Origin of the sequence: Flavisolibacter ginsenosidimutans (assembly GCF_007970805.1) — a bacterium.
Lineage (GTDB): Bacteria > Bacteroidota > Bacteroidia > Chitinophagales > Chitinophagaceae > Flavisolibacter > Flavisolibacter ginsenosidimutans.
The window spans coordinates 4561686-4577660 of the sequence record NZ_CP042433.1 but is presented as its reverse complement, the minus strand read 5'-3'; the positions used below and the strand labels follow the sequence as shown (position 1 = coordinate 4577660).

The 15975-nt window shown below is 44.6% G+C and carries 17 protein-coding genes; 2 read left to right on the top strand and 15 right to left on the bottom strand.

Annotated features, from left to right (window positions below):
• Window positions 1-119: 119 nt before the first annotated feature.
• The 5 genes from FSB75_RS19485 to FSB75_RS19465 form a co-directional block, all read right to left on the bottom strand.
• Window positions 120-3008, bottom strand: coding sequence for a type I restriction endonuclease subunit R (locus FSB75_RS19485; RefSeq protein WP_146790899.1), 2889 nt, complete (start codon window positions 3006-3008; stop codon window positions 120-122).
• A complete protein-coding gene (locus tag FSB75_RS19480; protein WP_146790897.1) occupies window positions 3008-4315 on the bottom strand; it encodes a restriction endonuclease subunit S in 1308 nt (435 codons plus the stop codon). The genes FSB75_RS19485 and FSB75_RS19480 overlap by 1 nt, the downstream gene beginning before the upstream one ends.
• A gap of 9 nt (window positions 4316-4324) precedes the next feature.
• Entirely contained in the window at window positions 4325-5911 is a 1587-nt protein-coding gene (locus FSB75_RS19475) for a type I restriction-modification system subunit M (RefSeq protein WP_146790895.1), read from the bottom strand.
• Between the two features lie 363 nt (window positions 5912-6274).
• The gene (locus FSB75_RS19470) at window positions 6275-6652 is read right to left on the bottom strand and encodes a hypothetical protein (RefSeq protein ID WP_146790893.1); all 378 of its coding nucleotides are present in this window, start codon (window positions 6650-6652) and stop codon (window positions 6275-6277) included.
• Between the two features lie 125 nt (window positions 6653-6777).
• Window positions 6778-7245, bottom strand: a complete 468-nt coding sequence (locus tag FSB75_RS19465; protein ID WP_146790891.1) for a hypothetical protein — start codon at window positions 7243-7245, stop codon at window positions 6778-6780.
• A 325-nt stretch (window positions 7246-7570) separates the two neighbouring features.
• Here FSB75_RS19465 and FSB75_RS19460 point away from each other — a divergent pair, with 325 nt between their 5' ends.
• Complete coding sequence (locus FSB75_RS19460) at window positions 7571-8683, top strand: zinc-dependent alcohol dehydrogenase family protein (protein ID WP_227990665.1); 1113 nt, start codon at window positions 7571-7573, stop codon at window positions 8681-8683.
• Window positions 8684-8702: 19 nt separating this feature from the next.
• The gene (locus tag FSB75_RS19455) at window positions 8703-8990 is read left to right on the top strand and encodes a hypothetical protein (RefSeq protein ID WP_146790889.1); all 288 of its coding nucleotides are present in this window, start codon (window positions 8703-8705) and stop codon (window positions 8988-8990) included.
• 68 nt (window positions 8991-9058) lie between these two features.
• On the opposite strand, the gene FSB75_RS19450 is transcribed toward FSB75_RS19455, so the two are convergent.
• The 10 genes from FSB75_RS19450 to FSB75_RS19405 form a co-directional block, all read right to left on the bottom strand.
• Window positions 9059-9928 (bottom strand): universal stress protein, encoded by an 870-nt coding sequence (locus tag FSB75_RS19450; RefSeq protein WP_172623232.1) that lies wholly within the window; start codon window positions 9926-9928, stop codon window positions 9059-9061.
• 373 nt (window positions 9929-10301) lie between these two features.
• Window positions 10302-10775 carry a Dps family protein gene (locus FSB75_RS19445; RefSeq protein ID WP_146790885.1) on the bottom strand — a complete coding sequence of 158 codons (474 nt, stop codon included), beginning with the start codon at window positions 10773-10775 and terminating at the stop codon, window positions 10302-10304.
• A 73-nt stretch (window positions 10776-10848) separates the two neighbouring features.
• Entirely contained in the window at window positions 10849-11523 is a 675-nt protein-coding gene (locus FSB75_RS19440; protein WP_146790883.1) for a BON domain-containing protein, read from the bottom strand.
• A gap of 302 nt (window positions 11524-11825) precedes the next feature.
• Window positions 11826-12041: a YtxH domain-containing protein gene (locus tag FSB75_RS19435; protein WP_146790881.1), complete on the bottom strand. Its 216-nt coding sequence runs from the start codon at window positions 12039-12041 to the stop codon at window positions 11826-11828.
• 90 nt (window positions 12042-12131) lie between these two features.
• Window positions 12132-12710 carry a hypothetical protein gene (locus tag FSB75_RS19430; RefSeq protein WP_146790879.1) on the bottom strand — a complete coding sequence of 193 codons (579 nt, stop codon included), beginning with the start codon at window positions 12708-12710 and terminating at the stop codon, window positions 12132-12134.
• A gap of 272 nt (window positions 12711-12982) precedes the next feature.
• The gene (locus tag FSB75_RS19425; protein ID WP_146790877.1) at window positions 12983-13186 is read right to left on the bottom strand and encodes a hypothetical protein; all 204 of its coding nucleotides are present in this window, start codon (window positions 13184-13186) and stop codon (window positions 12983-12985) included.
• An 81-nt stretch (window positions 13187-13267) separates the two neighbouring features.
• Complete coding sequence (locus FSB75_RS19420) at window positions 13268-14359, bottom strand: AI-2E family transporter (protein WP_146790875.1); 1092 nt, start codon at window positions 14357-14359, stop codon at window positions 13268-13270.
• A gap of 51 nt (window positions 14360-14410) precedes the next feature.
• Entirely contained in the window at window positions 14411-14686 is a 276-nt protein-coding gene (locus FSB75_RS19415; protein WP_146790874.1) for a hypothetical protein, read from the bottom strand.
• 123 nt (window positions 14687-14809) lie between these two features.
• Complete coding sequence (locus FSB75_RS19410) at window positions 14810-15175, bottom strand: cupin domain-containing protein (protein WP_146790872.1); 366 nt, start codon at window positions 15173-15175, stop codon at window positions 14810-14812.
• Between the two features lie 106 nt (window positions 15176-15281).
• Complete coding sequence (locus FSB75_RS19405) at window positions 15282-15842, bottom strand: helix-turn-helix domain-containing protein (RefSeq protein ID WP_146790870.1); 561 nt, start codon at window positions 15840-15842, stop codon at window positions 15282-15284.
• Window positions 15843-15975 lie beyond the last annotated feature (133 nt).

Genomic DNA, 15975 nt, shown 5'->3' with positions numbered 1-15975 from the left:
GATGGCTATAGAAACATTATTAGGCCGATTAAAGGCAATGTCCATTTTGGGCCGAAAAGGGACAGTAAGGGACTTTTTTGTTGCACGGGAAACATAGAAAACGAACGATGCTTTACATTTTAAACCTTCACCTCGCTCACTTCGCCCATGCCGTTAATAAACGTTTCAACAAACTTTACAATTTTACCCGTCACTCTTTCCACGATAGTTTTCCGCTCCAAGATTTTTGGCTTTACTTCCAGCATGGCGACAATGTCATCTGGCAAGGGCGGACGTTCTGTAAAAAGATAGTCGCTAATAATCGCATTTAGTTTATCCGGTGAAAGCTTTTCTTCCTCGCAAAGCTGCACTAATGCCTTTGCCTTTTCTTCATCCAAAAAGGCCTCGAAGGCATCACCGATTTCATCGTCGTCTTCAATGAAGGGAAGGTTTTCGTTGATGAATTTTTCAATCAATTCTTTTTTGCTACGCAACTGTACTTCACCGGATAGCAAATCGGCAATCTCTTTTTTGTACCGTTCTTTTTGCGCCTTTGTTCCGCCTTTTAATTTGGCGAGCAAGCGCAAGATGTACGCCACGTTGATTTCATCACGGTGTATTAACTCCAATTCAAAATCCACATCGTCCAGAATGGAGACTTTTTCTTTGGCCGTGTTGCTCTTGACTTTATCGTGGATGTCGAGGTATTTGCTTTTGTAATCTTCAAATTCCTGCTCTTCCATTTCTAAATTGTCGAAGCTGAAGTCGGCAAACGTGGTCAGAATGTTTTTCAGCCGCATCAGCTCACGGAAGGCCTTTACAAATTCCAGTTCTTCTTCCTCGCTTGGCAATTCATCAACATCGTTGATGGTTGGCGTAATGGAGTAAAGTTTATTAACCGCTTCGTTGAACTTACTTACGTAATCTTCATACGGCTTCATAATGATAACCTCAATCGCCTCCTTGTTGGAAAACAGTGTAATGGCTTTGTCGGTGGCTTCTTTCAGGTTGCGAAAGCAAACAATGTTGCCCTGCGATTTCTGCTCGTTCAAAATGCGGTTGGTGCGTGAATAGGCTTGTATCAGCCCGTGGTACTTCAGGTTTTTGTCGACAAACAATGTATTCAGATACTTGCTGTCAAAGCCAGTTAAAAACATGTTCACCACCAGCAAAATGTCCACTTCCCGGTTCTTTACCCGCTTTGATATGTCTTTGTAATAATTGTAAAAGCTCTCGTTGTCTTTTGTACTGTACTTGCAGCCGTACATCCGGTTGTAGTCTTCAATGTATTCGTCCAACTTTTCACGACTGTGCGAACCGTAAGGCGGTATGTCGCCTTCCATCATTGTGTTCTCCGGAAAATAACCGTTGGCATCTTTGTCGTCTTCGTTCACGCCGTACGAAAAAATGGTGGCAATGCGCAGGTTGTGTTCACCAGCAAGCTTCTTCTTTTTAAAAAGGTCGTAGTATTTAATGAGCGCATCCACGCTGCTTGTGCAGAACATGGCGGTAAACTCCCGGCGGTGCGTTTTTCTATCGTGGTTGGCAATGATGTAATCGGTAATCTTTTCCAGCCTGTCCGGCGACTCCATCAGTTCGGGAACGTCAATGTCTTCCACCTTTATGTCAAGGGCCGTTGCGCTGCCTTCTTTTTGTTTGTAGCGGCCAACGTATTCAACCGAAAAACGCAACACGTTCTCGTCCCTTATGGCATCGGTGATAACGTATTTGTGCAGGCATTCGTCAAAGAGTTCTTTGGTGGTTCGTTTGCCCAGGGCATTCTTTACCGCATTGTCGGCAAAAATGGGCGTGCCGGTAAAACCAAATAGCTGCACGTTGTTGAAGAAGGCTTTGATGCGGTTATGCGTATCGCCAAACTGGCTGCGGTGGCATTCGTCAAAAATGAACACCAACTTTTGGTCTTTCAGCTTTTCCATGCGGGCCAGGAACTGGCTCTTGCTAATGGCGCTGTTCAATTTCTGCAGGGTGGTGACAACCAGCTTTGTGCTCTTTAATTTTCCGTCTGCTGTTTTATAGGAACCCGTTAGTTGAGCCACCAGGGTTTTTGTATCGTCGGTACCATCTATGCTGCCTTCGGCAAAGGCGTTGTATTCTTTGGTGGTTTGATAATCGAGGTCTTTGCGGTCCACCACAAACACCACTTTGTGTACTTGCGGCAAGCCTACCAATATTTGGCTGGCTTTGAAAGACGTGAGTGTTTTGCCCGAACCGGTGGTGTGCCAGATGTAACCGTTCTTGGTGCTGTTCTTCACCCGTTCAATAATGGCTTCGGTAGCGTAGTATTGATAGGGACGCAGCACCATCAATACCTTATCGCTTTCGTGCAGCACAATGTATTTGGTAATCATCTTGCTGATGTGGCAAGGCTCCAGGAAAACGTTTGCAAATTGCTCTAACTGCCGGACCGTTTTGTTCTCCGCATCGCTCCAGTAAAAGGTTTGCTTGAACGACTGGTGGCGGTTGTTGGCGTAATACTTTGTGTTGACGCCATTGGAGATGACAAAGAGTTGAATGTATTGAAACAGCCCATGAGACGACGTATAGGAGTGGCGTTGATAGCGGGATGTTTGGTTAAAGGCTTCTTTAAGTTCCAGCCCTCTGCGCTTGAGTTCTATTTGCACCAGTGGAAGGCCATTAATGAGCAGCGTAACATCGTAGCGGTTCTTGTAGCTCCCTTCCATTGTTACCTGCCTTGTTACTTGAAACTGGTTTTGACACCAATGTTCCATGTTCAGCAGTTCAAGGTAACCGGCATCGCCGTTGTCTTTTATGTAGAGGACTTTATCCCGAAGAATTTTGGCCCGTTCAAACACGTTGCCTTTGTTCAGTTTATTTAGGACCTGCGCAAATTCTTTGTCGGAAAGCTTGATGCCGTTGTGCTTTTCTAATTGCGCTTGCAGGTTTTTTAAAAGCCCTTGCTCGTCTTTGATGGTAACGATGCCGTAACCCAATAAGCCCAATTGCTTTACCAAGTTGTCTTCTAATATCTGTTCGGGTTGGGTACTCATTAATTGAATAGTTGTTGTAACAGGCTTAGTTTGTATTGCTTGGTGTTTAGAATTTGATTGGATGAACAATCTATTTTCTCATCAATTGCGGTCATGAAGCCTGCAATCTTTTTCTGTTCTTGCATACACGGTAAAGAAACCTTTACTTCTTTTAGCGTTTCCTGTCCGATGTTATATCGGGTACTTCCGCCGCATTTATCGGTAATCTCTTTTCTCGCTGCACTTGTTTTCAAAAGATAATTCATAAACACAGGATTGTATTCTGCGATGGCTTTACCCCTGATAACAAATCCACCAAAGGTTGCCGGTCTTTCATCCAAATAAACAGTTGCCTGCCCTGCTTCTTCTCTTGTTTCGGAACTCCGTTGAAACAATACATCACCGTAGGTTACTTCGTTGATTTGAAACTCTTTTTCTGAAACTTCCACCGAGCCGATTATCTTATCATATGTGATGAAGTTGTTGTTTATTATGTCCAACACGCTGATATACTTAACGCCTTTGCCGTATTGATGTTTTTCCGCATTGATGCCGTTTTTAAAAGTCATCAACTCGCCCAATCTTTTTTCAATCCAATCAGGAAAATCAACCCCATTTTCATCTTTGAAACGAATAAAAAAGCAATGCTTTTTCGTATCTTGTAAAGCCTTAATCTTTAACCGTCGCTCCGTCGCATCGGAAGCAGAGGCAAAGATGGCTTGCATTACTCCTTTTTTGTAGGCCTTCAATTCTTCTAACTCCTTTTCCAAAATGTCTATCTTTTCGTCAATGGCACATAAGAAATCCGCAATTTTCTTTTGTTCATAGAAACTTGGTATTTGAATGGGAAGGCGCTTCACTTCGCCCTTACCAATTTCCAAGAATGTTGAGCCTTTAGCTTTTTCTAAGAAAAGGTTTTTGTTATTAAGTATCCAGTAATAAATGAACTCATTATAATTTTTTTCATTTACTATCAACGATTGAAATCCTTGATTGGTAGTGCATTCCTTCAGCGCAATACTTATGTCTCCAATCGTAGCTCGTGTTGACAATAAAAGTGTTCCTTTTGGCAACAGTTTAGCTGAAGAATTCTTTAACCCTTCCAACGAAATTGTTCTATTACTTCGTTCAACATATTTGCGCTTCAACTCTGTTGGTGTGAACCATTGAATATCTCCACTCCAGTATTGGGCTTTTGTGGTATCTGGAGTTCCACCGCCAACAATTTCTGCAACATCTTCTATCGTTTTCTCTTCCCAATCCGGAAACTCTTTTCCTTCATCATCCTTAAACCGCAGCTTTGGTTGCATCGTTTTCTTTTTTGCCATGGTGAAATTTTAAAATGGTGTAGCAATGCCTAACTCTGCGCAGTAACCTGCAATCACTTTGTCTATTTTCTGTCTTTCTATGTTCAAGGCTTTCAGGTTTGCAGAAACGGTGTTGATGTCAATTGCTTTTTCCCGTTCAAACGTATCCACATACCGGGGGATGTTCAGGTTGTAATCGTTGGCCGCCACTTCGGCCAGAGTGGCCACGTAGCTGTACTTTGGTTCCGTCTTTCGCTCCCGGTAGGTGCTGATAATTTTGTCGATGTGCGGCCGCCGCAGATAATTCTGATTGCCTACTTTTTCAAAGCCCTTGCTGGCATCAATAAACACAATGTGGTCGGGGTCTTCCTTGCATTTTTTAAACACCAAAATGGCCGTGGGTATGCCTGTGCCGTAAAAGATATTTGGCGGCAGACCAATCACCGCATCGAGGTAGTTTTTGTCCTTCACTAAGTACTGCCGTATGTGCGCTTCGGCGCCGCCCCGAAACAGCACGCCGTGCGGCGCTACCACGGCCATAATGCCGTTGTCGGCCAGGTGATGCACCATGTGTTGGATAAAGGCAAAATCGGCGGTGGTGCGAGGCGCCAGGCGTCCGTACTGGCTAAAGCGGTCGTCGCTCAGGTGCAAGGGGCTTGCGCTCCAATGTGCCGAGAACGGCGGGTTGGCAACGATGGCTTCAAACTTTTTATCCATGTGTGCAGGCCGCTCCAAGGTATCTTCCTGCTTAATGTCGAACTGCCGGTAATGCACACCGTGCAGGATCATGTTCATGCGGGCCAGGTTGTAGGTGGTGCGGTTTAGCTCTTGCCCGTAAAAATTACTCACTTCTTTTACCTCTCTTGCCACTCGCAAGAGTAAAGAGCCCGAACCACAGGTGGCATCGTACACGGAGCGTAGCTTGCTTTTACCGGTCGTAACGAGTTTGGCCAGCACGGTAGAAACTTCTTGCGGCGTGTAAAACTCACCGGCCTTTTTGCCTGCACCGGAGGCAAACTTTCCAATGAGGTATTCGTAGGCATCGCCCAAAATATCCAGCTCAGAGTTTTGCAGGCCAAAGTCAATTTTGTCCAGGTGCGCCAGCACTTTGGCAATGAGCTCGTTCTTGGCGCTTTCTGTGCGTCCAAGCTTGGTGGAGGTAAGGTCAAGGTCTTCGAAGAGGTGGTCGAAATCGTCTTCGCTGTCGGTCCCCATCGTGCTTTGCTCAATGTTGGAGAGAATGCGGGCAAGGTCTTCTAAAATGAAGTTGCTTTTGCTGTCGCCTTTTTCTTCGTCTACTGCTTGATTGCCACGACGGGCAATTTCAGAAAACAGTTCGGAAGGCTTTAGAAAATAACCGAGCTTGATGAGTGCTTGCTCTTTGATTGCCGCTAAAATGGCTCTGCCTTCGCCCGTTGTTTCCTCAATGCTTTTGTAGGTAATGCCGTCTTCTTTTAGAATTTCATCGGCATACAGGTTCATTCGCTCGGAGAGGTATTTGTAAAAAATGAAACCGAGAATGTAATCCCTGAATTCATCGGCGTTCATCTTTCCTCGCAGCGTGTTGGCAATGTTCCAGAGCTGTTGCTCCAGTTGTTTCTTTTGGTCTTCGGACATGAATAAAAAGGCTTTTTACAAAAGGGCAAAATAGCGATTTAAAACAAGTGCCGAAGCATTGAAAAAATCATGTCTTGAAATTTCTACGAACCAAATAAGTAATTCCCTCTTATTCGGAATGGATAATGAATTGAACACCGCCGTAGGAATCGGGCAACGGCTGATTCGTCGTTGACAACCTTCCTGTCAAATTACGCCTATTAGGAGTTAACAATGTCGAATCACTGACCCGAAGGCTTAACCGTATCAAGGTCAAAACAATCAACGCAGGAATAAACTTTAACATGGCTTACTGTAATGGCGTCAACGTCTAATACAAAAGCCGCTTCCGTTTCTGGAGCGGCTTTTAAGAAAAATGGAGCCTTAATTAAATCGTGCAGCGATGTAGGCTGTCAGCTTTTCGTTGCTCATTTTGTTGGATGTGCTTTCGTGGGTAGCGGTATTTTTAAACTGCGGCGTACCGGCCATAAAACGCATAAACTGTTCCTGCGCCGTACCCGTGCCGGTTACGTGCACTTCTTCCGCATTTTGCATGTGCGTTAGGATCTCCTTGTAAAATTTATGCTGCAAGGTTTTTTCATCGTTGTATTCGTTCTTTTCGCTGGTATTGGGCTTCGCTCCGGCGTTACCTGCATAACCAAGTACGGTAAAATCCGATAGGGCTGGATTTGCTCTTCCGACTATTGTTGCCTGATGCGTATCCATCCATACACCGAATTGCTTTTTGCTGCTTTGTGTCATGTTGTTTAGTTGGAGTTATTTGTGTTGAATATGTTTGAGGCTTTGTTTAGCAGGCTTTTGACATTTGTGGGCAAGGAAGATTGAGGCCGAAGTTTCGTCAAAAGAGGTTTTCTCATAGACCAATATCACTGGTGCATTGCCCTGATGTTTGTCCGCATTTCTTCCAACTCTGAAAGTTGCTTTTGCTTTTTTTGCAATTGCGAAGTCAGTTTGTCTATTTTCTTTTGCTGATCGTTGGCCTTGTCTTTTGCATCGCTGGCGTCTTTCGCATCGTTGAGCGCTTTTTTTGCTTTTTTGTTGGCGCTTTTCGCATCGCCCAAATCGCCGTTGGTTGCCTTATACGCCTGGTCGCTGCTTTTTTGTGCGGAGCTTTGCGCATCGGAAACAGCGTCCGTTGCTTTTGTATGATAGCCCGGTAAATTGTTCTGTGCAATGGTGAGTTCTGAGGTCAGTTTGGCGATGTCGTTGCTAACATCAACCCACTCTTTGTTTAGCTTAACCGTGTCGGATGCAGATTGATACTTTTGCGATGAAGCCGAAAAACTTGCCATCATGCAAAAGCATGCAGCCAGAAGAACCTGTGTTTTTTTCATTTTACTTTTTTTATTCGAAGTGAAGAAAGTTCCTGCTTGGAGTTGGACAAGAACAGATTTAGTAGAGAAGGATAAATACTCGTTCCTTAGAGGGCAACTATCATGCCCCGTATTTTCTGGGTAATTACCTTTTGACGATTCTTTTAAGAGAGGTTGATATGCTGACAATTGGCTGGAACGATTTAGAAGAACCCCATAAGGTTCCATTCTTTAAAACCTAGTAAGGTTATTGTTCTAACCGAAGCAATCAATTAACACCGTTAGCGTCTTAAGAAGCCTACCTTACAGGAATGCGGGTTATTCTACCGGCAACTCAATTGCGCAAATGTCCACAACAACAGATCTTGCAAGGCCAAAGAACAATGGCTCGTCATCAGTAAAAAATACAAGTATTCAAATGAAAGCCCTAGTCTATCATGGTGCCGGTAAAAAAGCATGGGAAGAAAAACAAAAACCCACATTACTCGATCCTACCGACGCCATTGTGAAAATTTCTAAAACAACTATTTGCGGAACCGATTTACATATACTAAAAGGCGATGTGCCGGAAGTGACCAATGGCCGCATACTGGGTCACGAAGGTGTGGGCATTATCGAAGAAGTCGGCAGTGCGGTTACCGAATTTAAATCGGGAGATCGCGTTTTAATTTCCTGCATTACTTCCTGTGGCAAATGTGAGTATTGTAAAAAAGGAATGTATTCACACTGCGAAAAAGGCGGCTGGATACTCGGTCACATGATTGACGGCACCCAGGCTGAATACGTGCGAATACCGTTTGCCGACAACAGCCTTTATCACGTTCCTGTAGGCGCTGACGAAGAAGCGCTGGTCATGCTGAGTGATATACTTCCCACGGCTTATGAGTGCGGCGTTTTAAACGGCCAAATTAAACCAGGAGATACGGTGGTGATTGTAGGCGCAGGGCCTATTGGTTTGGCTGTATTGATTACCGCGCAATTTTATACGCCGGCGGCGATCATCATGGTCGATGTTGACAACAACCGGCTGGCGATTGCGAAGACTTTTGGAGCCACGCATACCATCAACAGTAACAACGAAAATGCGATGGAGAAAATAATGCAGCTTACCGAAAAACGTGGCGTTGATGTAGCGGTGGAAGCCGTGGGCATACCGGCCACCTTTGAACTTTGTCAGTCGGTTATTGCAGCAGGCGGTCACATTGCCAACGTGGGGGTTCACGGCAAATCGGTCAGTCTGCATTTGGAAACGCTTTGGGCGAAGAACATTACCATCACCACCCGGTTGGTTGATACGGTTTCTACTCCGTTGTTATTGAAAACAGTTACCTCAAAAAAAGTGGAACCGTCAAAATTAATTACCCACCGCTTTGCCTTGAACGACATAGTAAGTGCTTACGAAACCTTTGGCAATGCCACGAAAGAAACAACGCTGAAAGTGATTTTAACCAATGCCTAATCCTTAAAGAATTAGCAACATGAACAACATAGACAACACAACGGTGCAAAAACTCGGGTTACGCCTTTCAGACAAGCCAATAAATGCGCAAACAGCACAGGCCTCCCGGATATTTGAGTATCCCCATCTCGAAAATGTTTTTGTCATGGAAAGCGATTTGTATGGAAATGCAATGCCCAAAGACTCCTGCTTTCTTGCATTTAACGGAAGGAATGGTTTGATAGGAAAACACCTTTCCGTAGCAACCTTGGTTAATTCTACCGTTGCCGACATCAGGCGTATGGTCGAAAGCAATACAGATGGATAAGAGCAAGACCGTCCGGATACAATTTTGTAGTCGGCCCGACAGCATCGTTTATACTTGCTCGGTAAACGTTAATTATAATTCGCTATCATTTGAACCGGCGCAGTATTGACGGCATCACCTGCGGTGTCGGGCAACATGAGTATTGGCGTATGCGTATGAAACGCCGTGTCTTCCGTTTTGCTTTTTACAAAGAGGCGCTCAAGCCATTCGTGCTTGTGTGGGACCATCACCATTAGGTCAACCGTCTGTTCGGAGATAAATTCTTCCAGGCCGTCGGCAATATTTTCATTGACAGGAAAGCTGAAGCTTGCCTTCATCGCTTTTAGTTCCTTTCGCAGGTTTTGTGGTGTGTTTACGCTTTCCAATACTTCCTCGTAACTGTTTTTTACAACTCGAACTACAAAAAGTTTCGTACCAAAAAAATCAGTTAACCATTTCATCTGGTCGATACCTGAAATGATAGTATCCAAAAACACGTCACTGACATAAAGGACGTTCTTTGGACTTGTGAAGTTGGCCCCCGCCGGTACAACGATAAGCGGCATTTTCAAGTGGTTGACCAAAGACGTTGCCGTGCTTCCAAAAAGCTTTTTTAAACGGTTGCCACCACCGGTCATGCCGACAACAAGGAGGTCGGCGCTTTTTTCTTTTGCAACGGCAAGAATGGCTGCAGCCGGCACACCTTCTTCGCAAACAATCTCCAGTTGGCCACCGTTTCCGGCAACGAGCCTGTCCGCTTCATCAGCCAGGCGCTTCTTTGTTTCTTCCATCGCAGCAAGACGCGATGCCTGCACATTGAGGGCGCCAGTGGGATGCGAAACCTCGTAAGCAGAAAACAAAATTACGGCGGCTTGCATCGCTCTTGCCAACTGCATCCCGTAAACGGCTGCCGTGTGTGAAGCGGGAGAAAAGTCTGTGGCGATGAATATTTTTTTCATGTCAATACATTTTTGAATTTGGATAAGTCGACGATTATAAAGCGGTTGATCCATCGCCTTTTTTGATGGCCATGATTTTTGCTTTCTCTTTTTAACGTCTTCGCGAATAACCTACAAAAAAACTTGGGCAATTGTGATGAAATGACTTAACGAAACTCGCAGGTTAACGGGCAGAAAAACTTTTGCTCTATGACAGGCTTGCCGCCCAAATTCCGCTTTACACTATAAGCCTCGGTTCTTTAAATACTTCTTCCTTGGTAACTGTCCAGGCAATGCAGGCAATGGGTAAAGCCAATAGAAAAAGCCAAGTGATATGGAGATACATTTCGGTGAAATATTTTTTTCTTGCCGTGCCTCTTGATTAGAAAAACAATCAACTTAAATATCTTCTAAGCACCCACGCGGTGGTTTCATGTTGCTTCATAATGCTTGTAAGAAAGTCGGTTGTACCTGCGTCTTTGGCCCTGTCATCGCTTACCTCGATGTCTTTCCGCAGTTCGACAATGACGGTTTCGTAATCATCGAGCAATTCTTTCAGCATCTCTTTTTGGGACGGATATTTGTCGGGGGCTTCTTCCAGCCTCGTGAGGTTGATGAATTCATCTATTGTACCAATGGCTCTGCCGCCCAATTTGCTGATACGCTCCGCCACGGCATCTGCTGTTTCTTCCAGTTCGGCATACTGTCCCTGAAACAGCTTGTGCAGTTCCATAAAGCTTGCACCAGATACGTTCCAATGAAACTTTCTTGTTTTGATATAGAGCACCATCTCGTCGGCGAGAAGCGTTGAAAGCGACTTGATGCTTTTCTGTAGATGGTTTTCTGTAATGCCAATTTCTGGTTTCATGTTACTTTAAATTTTGAAGTAGTTTTCAAGGGCAGGGAGAAAAAACAGCAGGGGTTTCACCTGCACTTACTGATTAGTCAACAAAAGCGTGTCCGTATTCAACTACGAGGTCATTTTGTACGTGCGATACGCCAGGGGAATTCCAGGCTAGCCGTCCCGCTTCGGATTTTTGATACCCCGATGTAACCGTACCGCTCAGCGTTATCCTTGTTCCCGAAACGTCCACTGCAATTTTCCGTGCATCAAGGGACGCATTGCGACGAAAGGCGTTTTGGAGTTCTTCCTCCTGAACCGCATCCTGCGTTTCGGCCTTGATGGTGATGGTATCCGTAATTCCTTTGATGCCGAAAAGAACCTTTACCGCTTTTTGAACGGCTTCTTTCTGAAAATTCCAGGGGAGTTCACCTTCCAACGTCACCCAAGCGTTTTCCACTCTTACTTTTACGCGGTCGGCCGGAATTTGTTTGTTGCGTTCAAAAGCGTTTATGACTTCGGATGCAATCTCATGATCGTTGCGGGTTGCTAACGGGCTGTAAAACTTTATTTCTATTTTTTCCACCACGGCTTTTACGCCGATCACGTTTTTCGCCGCATCTTCTGCCTCTACTTTCTTTGCATAACTGTCAACGGTTCCCGTCAGGGTAACGATGCCGTCTTCAGCCGTAACGCCAATCTGGGTGTCTTTCAACAACGGCTCCCATTTCAGTGCGTCTAATACATCCCGTTGTAAGGTTTGATTGTTTTCCATTTTTACTTTTTCTGTGAAAAATTTTCACAACACAAAGGTCAGCCCTTTGCAGCCGCGGGTATTACAGCATTGCAGTAAAGAGTTGCATCATTTACTGATCTAGAGGCAAGCTGGAGCAGCGATAAACACAGTAAGGGTGTTCCCAAACAAAAGTCCCGCGCATCTACAACGGCGGGACTTTTAACACATGTGAAACGGATTGTGGTAACTGTTTTCTGGTTGAAGGATCAGGGCATGCATTATTTTAACGGGGACAGCTATGCATTTGTATTGCATCTAAAAGAATAAGCAGTTAGCTTGGTTTATACAGCCTTCTCCACACGATTTGCCGCTTCAACTGCGGTGTGCGCTTCCTTTGCATTCCACGTACTTGCCGGATTACCAAGAGCCTCTTTTGTATCGCTTAGGGCATCGTCCATTTTGCCGAACAAATGTTTGCGAAATTTAATGCCTTTTTCTGGCGCAAGTAAAAGGCCAAGCGCTACACCGACTACCAAAAAAACAAGTGCTCTGTTCATCGTTATTTCTATTTGAAGTTGAAGGAATTTAAAAGGCACCGTTTTGATGCGGTAATCTTTGCCCGTAAAGCCGACCACCCGAGGAACTATTTATTTCATCTTATCCATCTCACTCCTCACCTTACTGCCTGGCAGGTAAATCTGGAAGCCGAGGTTCAGGGAAAGGCGGCTTGACGTAGCGTTGGAACCAAAACCGAGGATACCGTTGTATTTCAATAACGTTTCCAGTGCAATGTTGTTGGTAACAAAATAGGCCAGCCCCGGGCCAAAGCCTAAACCAAGACCGTTGGTACTATTGCCACCCGGCGTGTTCACCCCTTGAATGCCGATGTTTGCTTCGGTGAAGAACCGTGTCGACTTTGCCACGTTTACATCGGCAGTTGGAAAATAATAACGACCCAATCCACCTACGCCATAACTAACGTTTGTTCCGGCGCCTTTTGCCGTAGCCAAGCCAAAATCAACGTAACCACCGAGGGCCAGGTTATCGCGAACAAACCAGGCGGCTTTTGGTGTAAGATTCATCGTGAAAGTGGAGCCTTCATTCAGTCCCAAGTCAAAGCCTGCCAGGTCGCCGCCAATAAGCACGGAACCTTTTTGCAGTTGCGCATTTGAGGGAATTGTCCCCGCTGCGGACACGGATAATGCGAACAAGAAAATTTTCTTCATAACATTTTTTTATTCAACAATTGCGTTGAGTGAAATCGAATTTGTGGGTTAACACTTTTCAATGTGCAAAGGTCAGCCCTTTGTTAGCTGCACGTGTTACACGATGACGGAAAAGAGTTGCATCATTTACTGATTTAGAAAGCCGGAATAATTGATAAGCGAGGCGTATTACGTTGCTTACGCTTGTAAATAAGGATAGTGAGACAACCAGCACAGAAGGAGAAATGGATGTTGAAAATTCGCTGTCAACTTTCTTTTACGTTGGGGCATTCTCACTTGGCCTCTGTATAGTACAAAGCAAAATATTTACCGGTCGCAATTTTCAGTTGCTCTTCGGAGAAGGTGCCTACCAGCGTAAGCGAGTCCCGGTCAATGTAAAAATCCTTGCATGCGCATTCGTTTTTAAACGCAGCTAAATCGGTCAATGATTTAAAGGAGAGATTTACCTTGGTGTGAGAAGCTGCACGAACTGCCATGTGGTTTGTACAACAATAAGCGGGCCTGATAAGCGTAGCCCAAATTTGTATAAATCACAACCATAGTATTTTCATCGTTTCCTACTTCTTTTTTCTGAAAAGAATGGCATCAACATTTTCCTCCATCTTTTCGTCTTTTTCGAATTGGCTCAAATAAAACTCTTCGTAGAACGCTTTAATGAAAGCAGTAAGCGGTGTGGCAATTAACACACCGATAAAACCAAAGGCAGCACTCATTGCCAACAAAATAAACATGATGGAAACGGGATGCAGGTTCATGCTGGACGAACGCAGTTTGGGCATCAGGGAATCATCCACGATAATGGACAGTGCAATGAAAAAGACGGCGAGCCACAAAGCTGTAGCGGGGCTAATTGACAAAGCTACCAACAGTGGCGGCACCACCATGATAAAAAAGCCAATTTTGGGCACCAACTCGGAGAAGAAAGTCATGGCGCCCCAAACCCAGGCGCCGGGTATGTGCATGATGTTTAAAAACCCCACCACACAAGACGCGGCCACGCCGCCGCCGACGAGATTGGCCCTCATCCATCCGATAATCATCAGGGATGATTTTGATAACGCTCTAGCGGCTTTGCCGCGGTTCTCTATCTGAAAGAGTGACAAATAAATTTCGAGCAGCGGACGTGGATTCATGACCATGTACACAACGATGCTGATAAACACAATGAGAATTAAAAGCGAGCCAAGAACCGAGATGGAATAGTTTCCGATGCGAAGCAGGGTATTGGGTATGGACGGCAGCCATTGCTTCACGGTATCATCCGTTGCTGATAGCGTAGCAGGCCCACCCTGAAACCCACTGAACCAAGCGGAAACCTTCGCAGTCAGCGAATTGAGATATTGAGGCAAGTTGGCGATGAGCCGCTTTAATTGCTCTATTATTTTGGGAATTATCAACCATGACAAAAGGGCGATGACTAAGATAATAATTGCGAAAACGATTATCGTGCCCCATGTCCGCTTGATTTTCCGTTTCTCCAGCCAAGTAACCGGTGCGTTGATCAATAAGGCCACGATAATGGAAAAGATCAATAACAGCACTATGCTCACAATGGTATAAAGAAACCACAGCAGAACAAAAATACCGGCAGCCAAAGCAAGCAACTTACGCAGCGATCGATAAAGGTCTGATGAAACCGGCTTTTCCATGTGATTGTATTTGCCATTGAGTTGACCAATGAGAAAACGACTGTATTGCAACTAAACAGTCAGGAGAGTTCGTTTCGTTATAAACGCTGGTAGTGCTTTGAGCGATGTGAAAATGGCATCTCGCAATTCCACGAGTGCGGGGTAATCATCTTGCTTTGGAAGCCGTCCGTTGAAATCGGTTTTGATTGTGATTTCTTCGCCGAATTCACGAATGAGTTCTTCGTCCTTTAAGTCAATAAAAATAAAACTAGGTGTAGTAGCAATGTCAATGTATATGACACAAACAGACGGCTTGCTTCGAAAAGTGAACGGTACATGTAAACCCATGGTTCGTGGATTTATGTGATTGATCAAATGCACAATACAGGAGCGGCTGTAGCCTGGGAAACGGAAAAAACGGGCGCAAGAACGCAGCAAGCGGTTGGTGGCTTTGAGGATTAATTTTTCCGCCTAGTCTTCGTAACCGCTTTTAATCACGGTAGAAATCATTTTAAACTGTTGGGTAGCATTAATACCGTGTTTGGTATGTGCCGGGACAATAATGCCCTCCCCTAATACCAACTCGTATTTTTTATCGTCGATTACAACTTCAGCGCCGCCGTCTATGATTTGAAGGAACGTGTCGAAAGGAGAAGTTTTCTCAGCCAGTTCCTCACCGGCATCAAACGACGAAACCGTAACGTTACCGGTTGTTTTTTTAATGATGGTTTTACTTACCACTGAATTGGGAATGTATTCAATGATTTCCAAAATGATATGCGCTTTTGATTTTTCCAATTCTTTTGTATCGCTTGTGCCAGATTCTTCTTTTTTCATCCGTTGCTATTCTACGCAAAGTTGAGCCCGCAAGTTCAACCACGTCTTACACAACTTTGGAAATCTCTTGCATGATTTACTGATAACGATGAGCAAAAATCAAAGCCTACAAGTTCTCGCGGGCAATCAACCGTTTGTGTTTCATGTTTTTAAAAAAGGAAGGTGTAAGGCCGGTAACTTTTTTAAACTGGTTAGAGAGATGGGACACGCTGCTGTAGTGAAGTTTGTAAGCAATTTCGGTAAGCGTTAATTGGTTATAAATGAGGAGTTCCTTGGCCCGTTCAATCTTATGGGAGATGATGTAATGTTCAATGGTAGTACCCTTTATTTCGGAAAAAAGATTAGAGAGGTAGTTGTATTCATACCCCAGCTTTTCACTCAGGTAATTTGAAAAGTTAATGCCCGGCGGTTCGTCATTGTAATGAATCATCTCCACGATGATGTTTTTTATCTTTTCAATTAACATGCTTTTTTTGTCTTCCAGAAGTTCAAAGCCAAATGCCAACAGGGCTGTCGCAAGCTCTTTTTGCTTTTTGCTTGTAAGGTTTTCGGCTATCTCCACTTCTCCCAATTCAACGATAGCAGCATGTAGGCCAAGCTTTTCCAATTCGGCCCTAACAATCATTTTGCAGCGAAGGCTAACCATATTTTTTATTAGGAGCTTCATTTGTAATGGGTGTCGAAGTTACACGGCCAAGCCGCAATACCCTCTGTTAATATACGATACCATTTATGCACCCATCCAACAGAGGAGCCAAACGATAACGGTGTTTATGGCTGCCGCTGACATTGCAATTAAA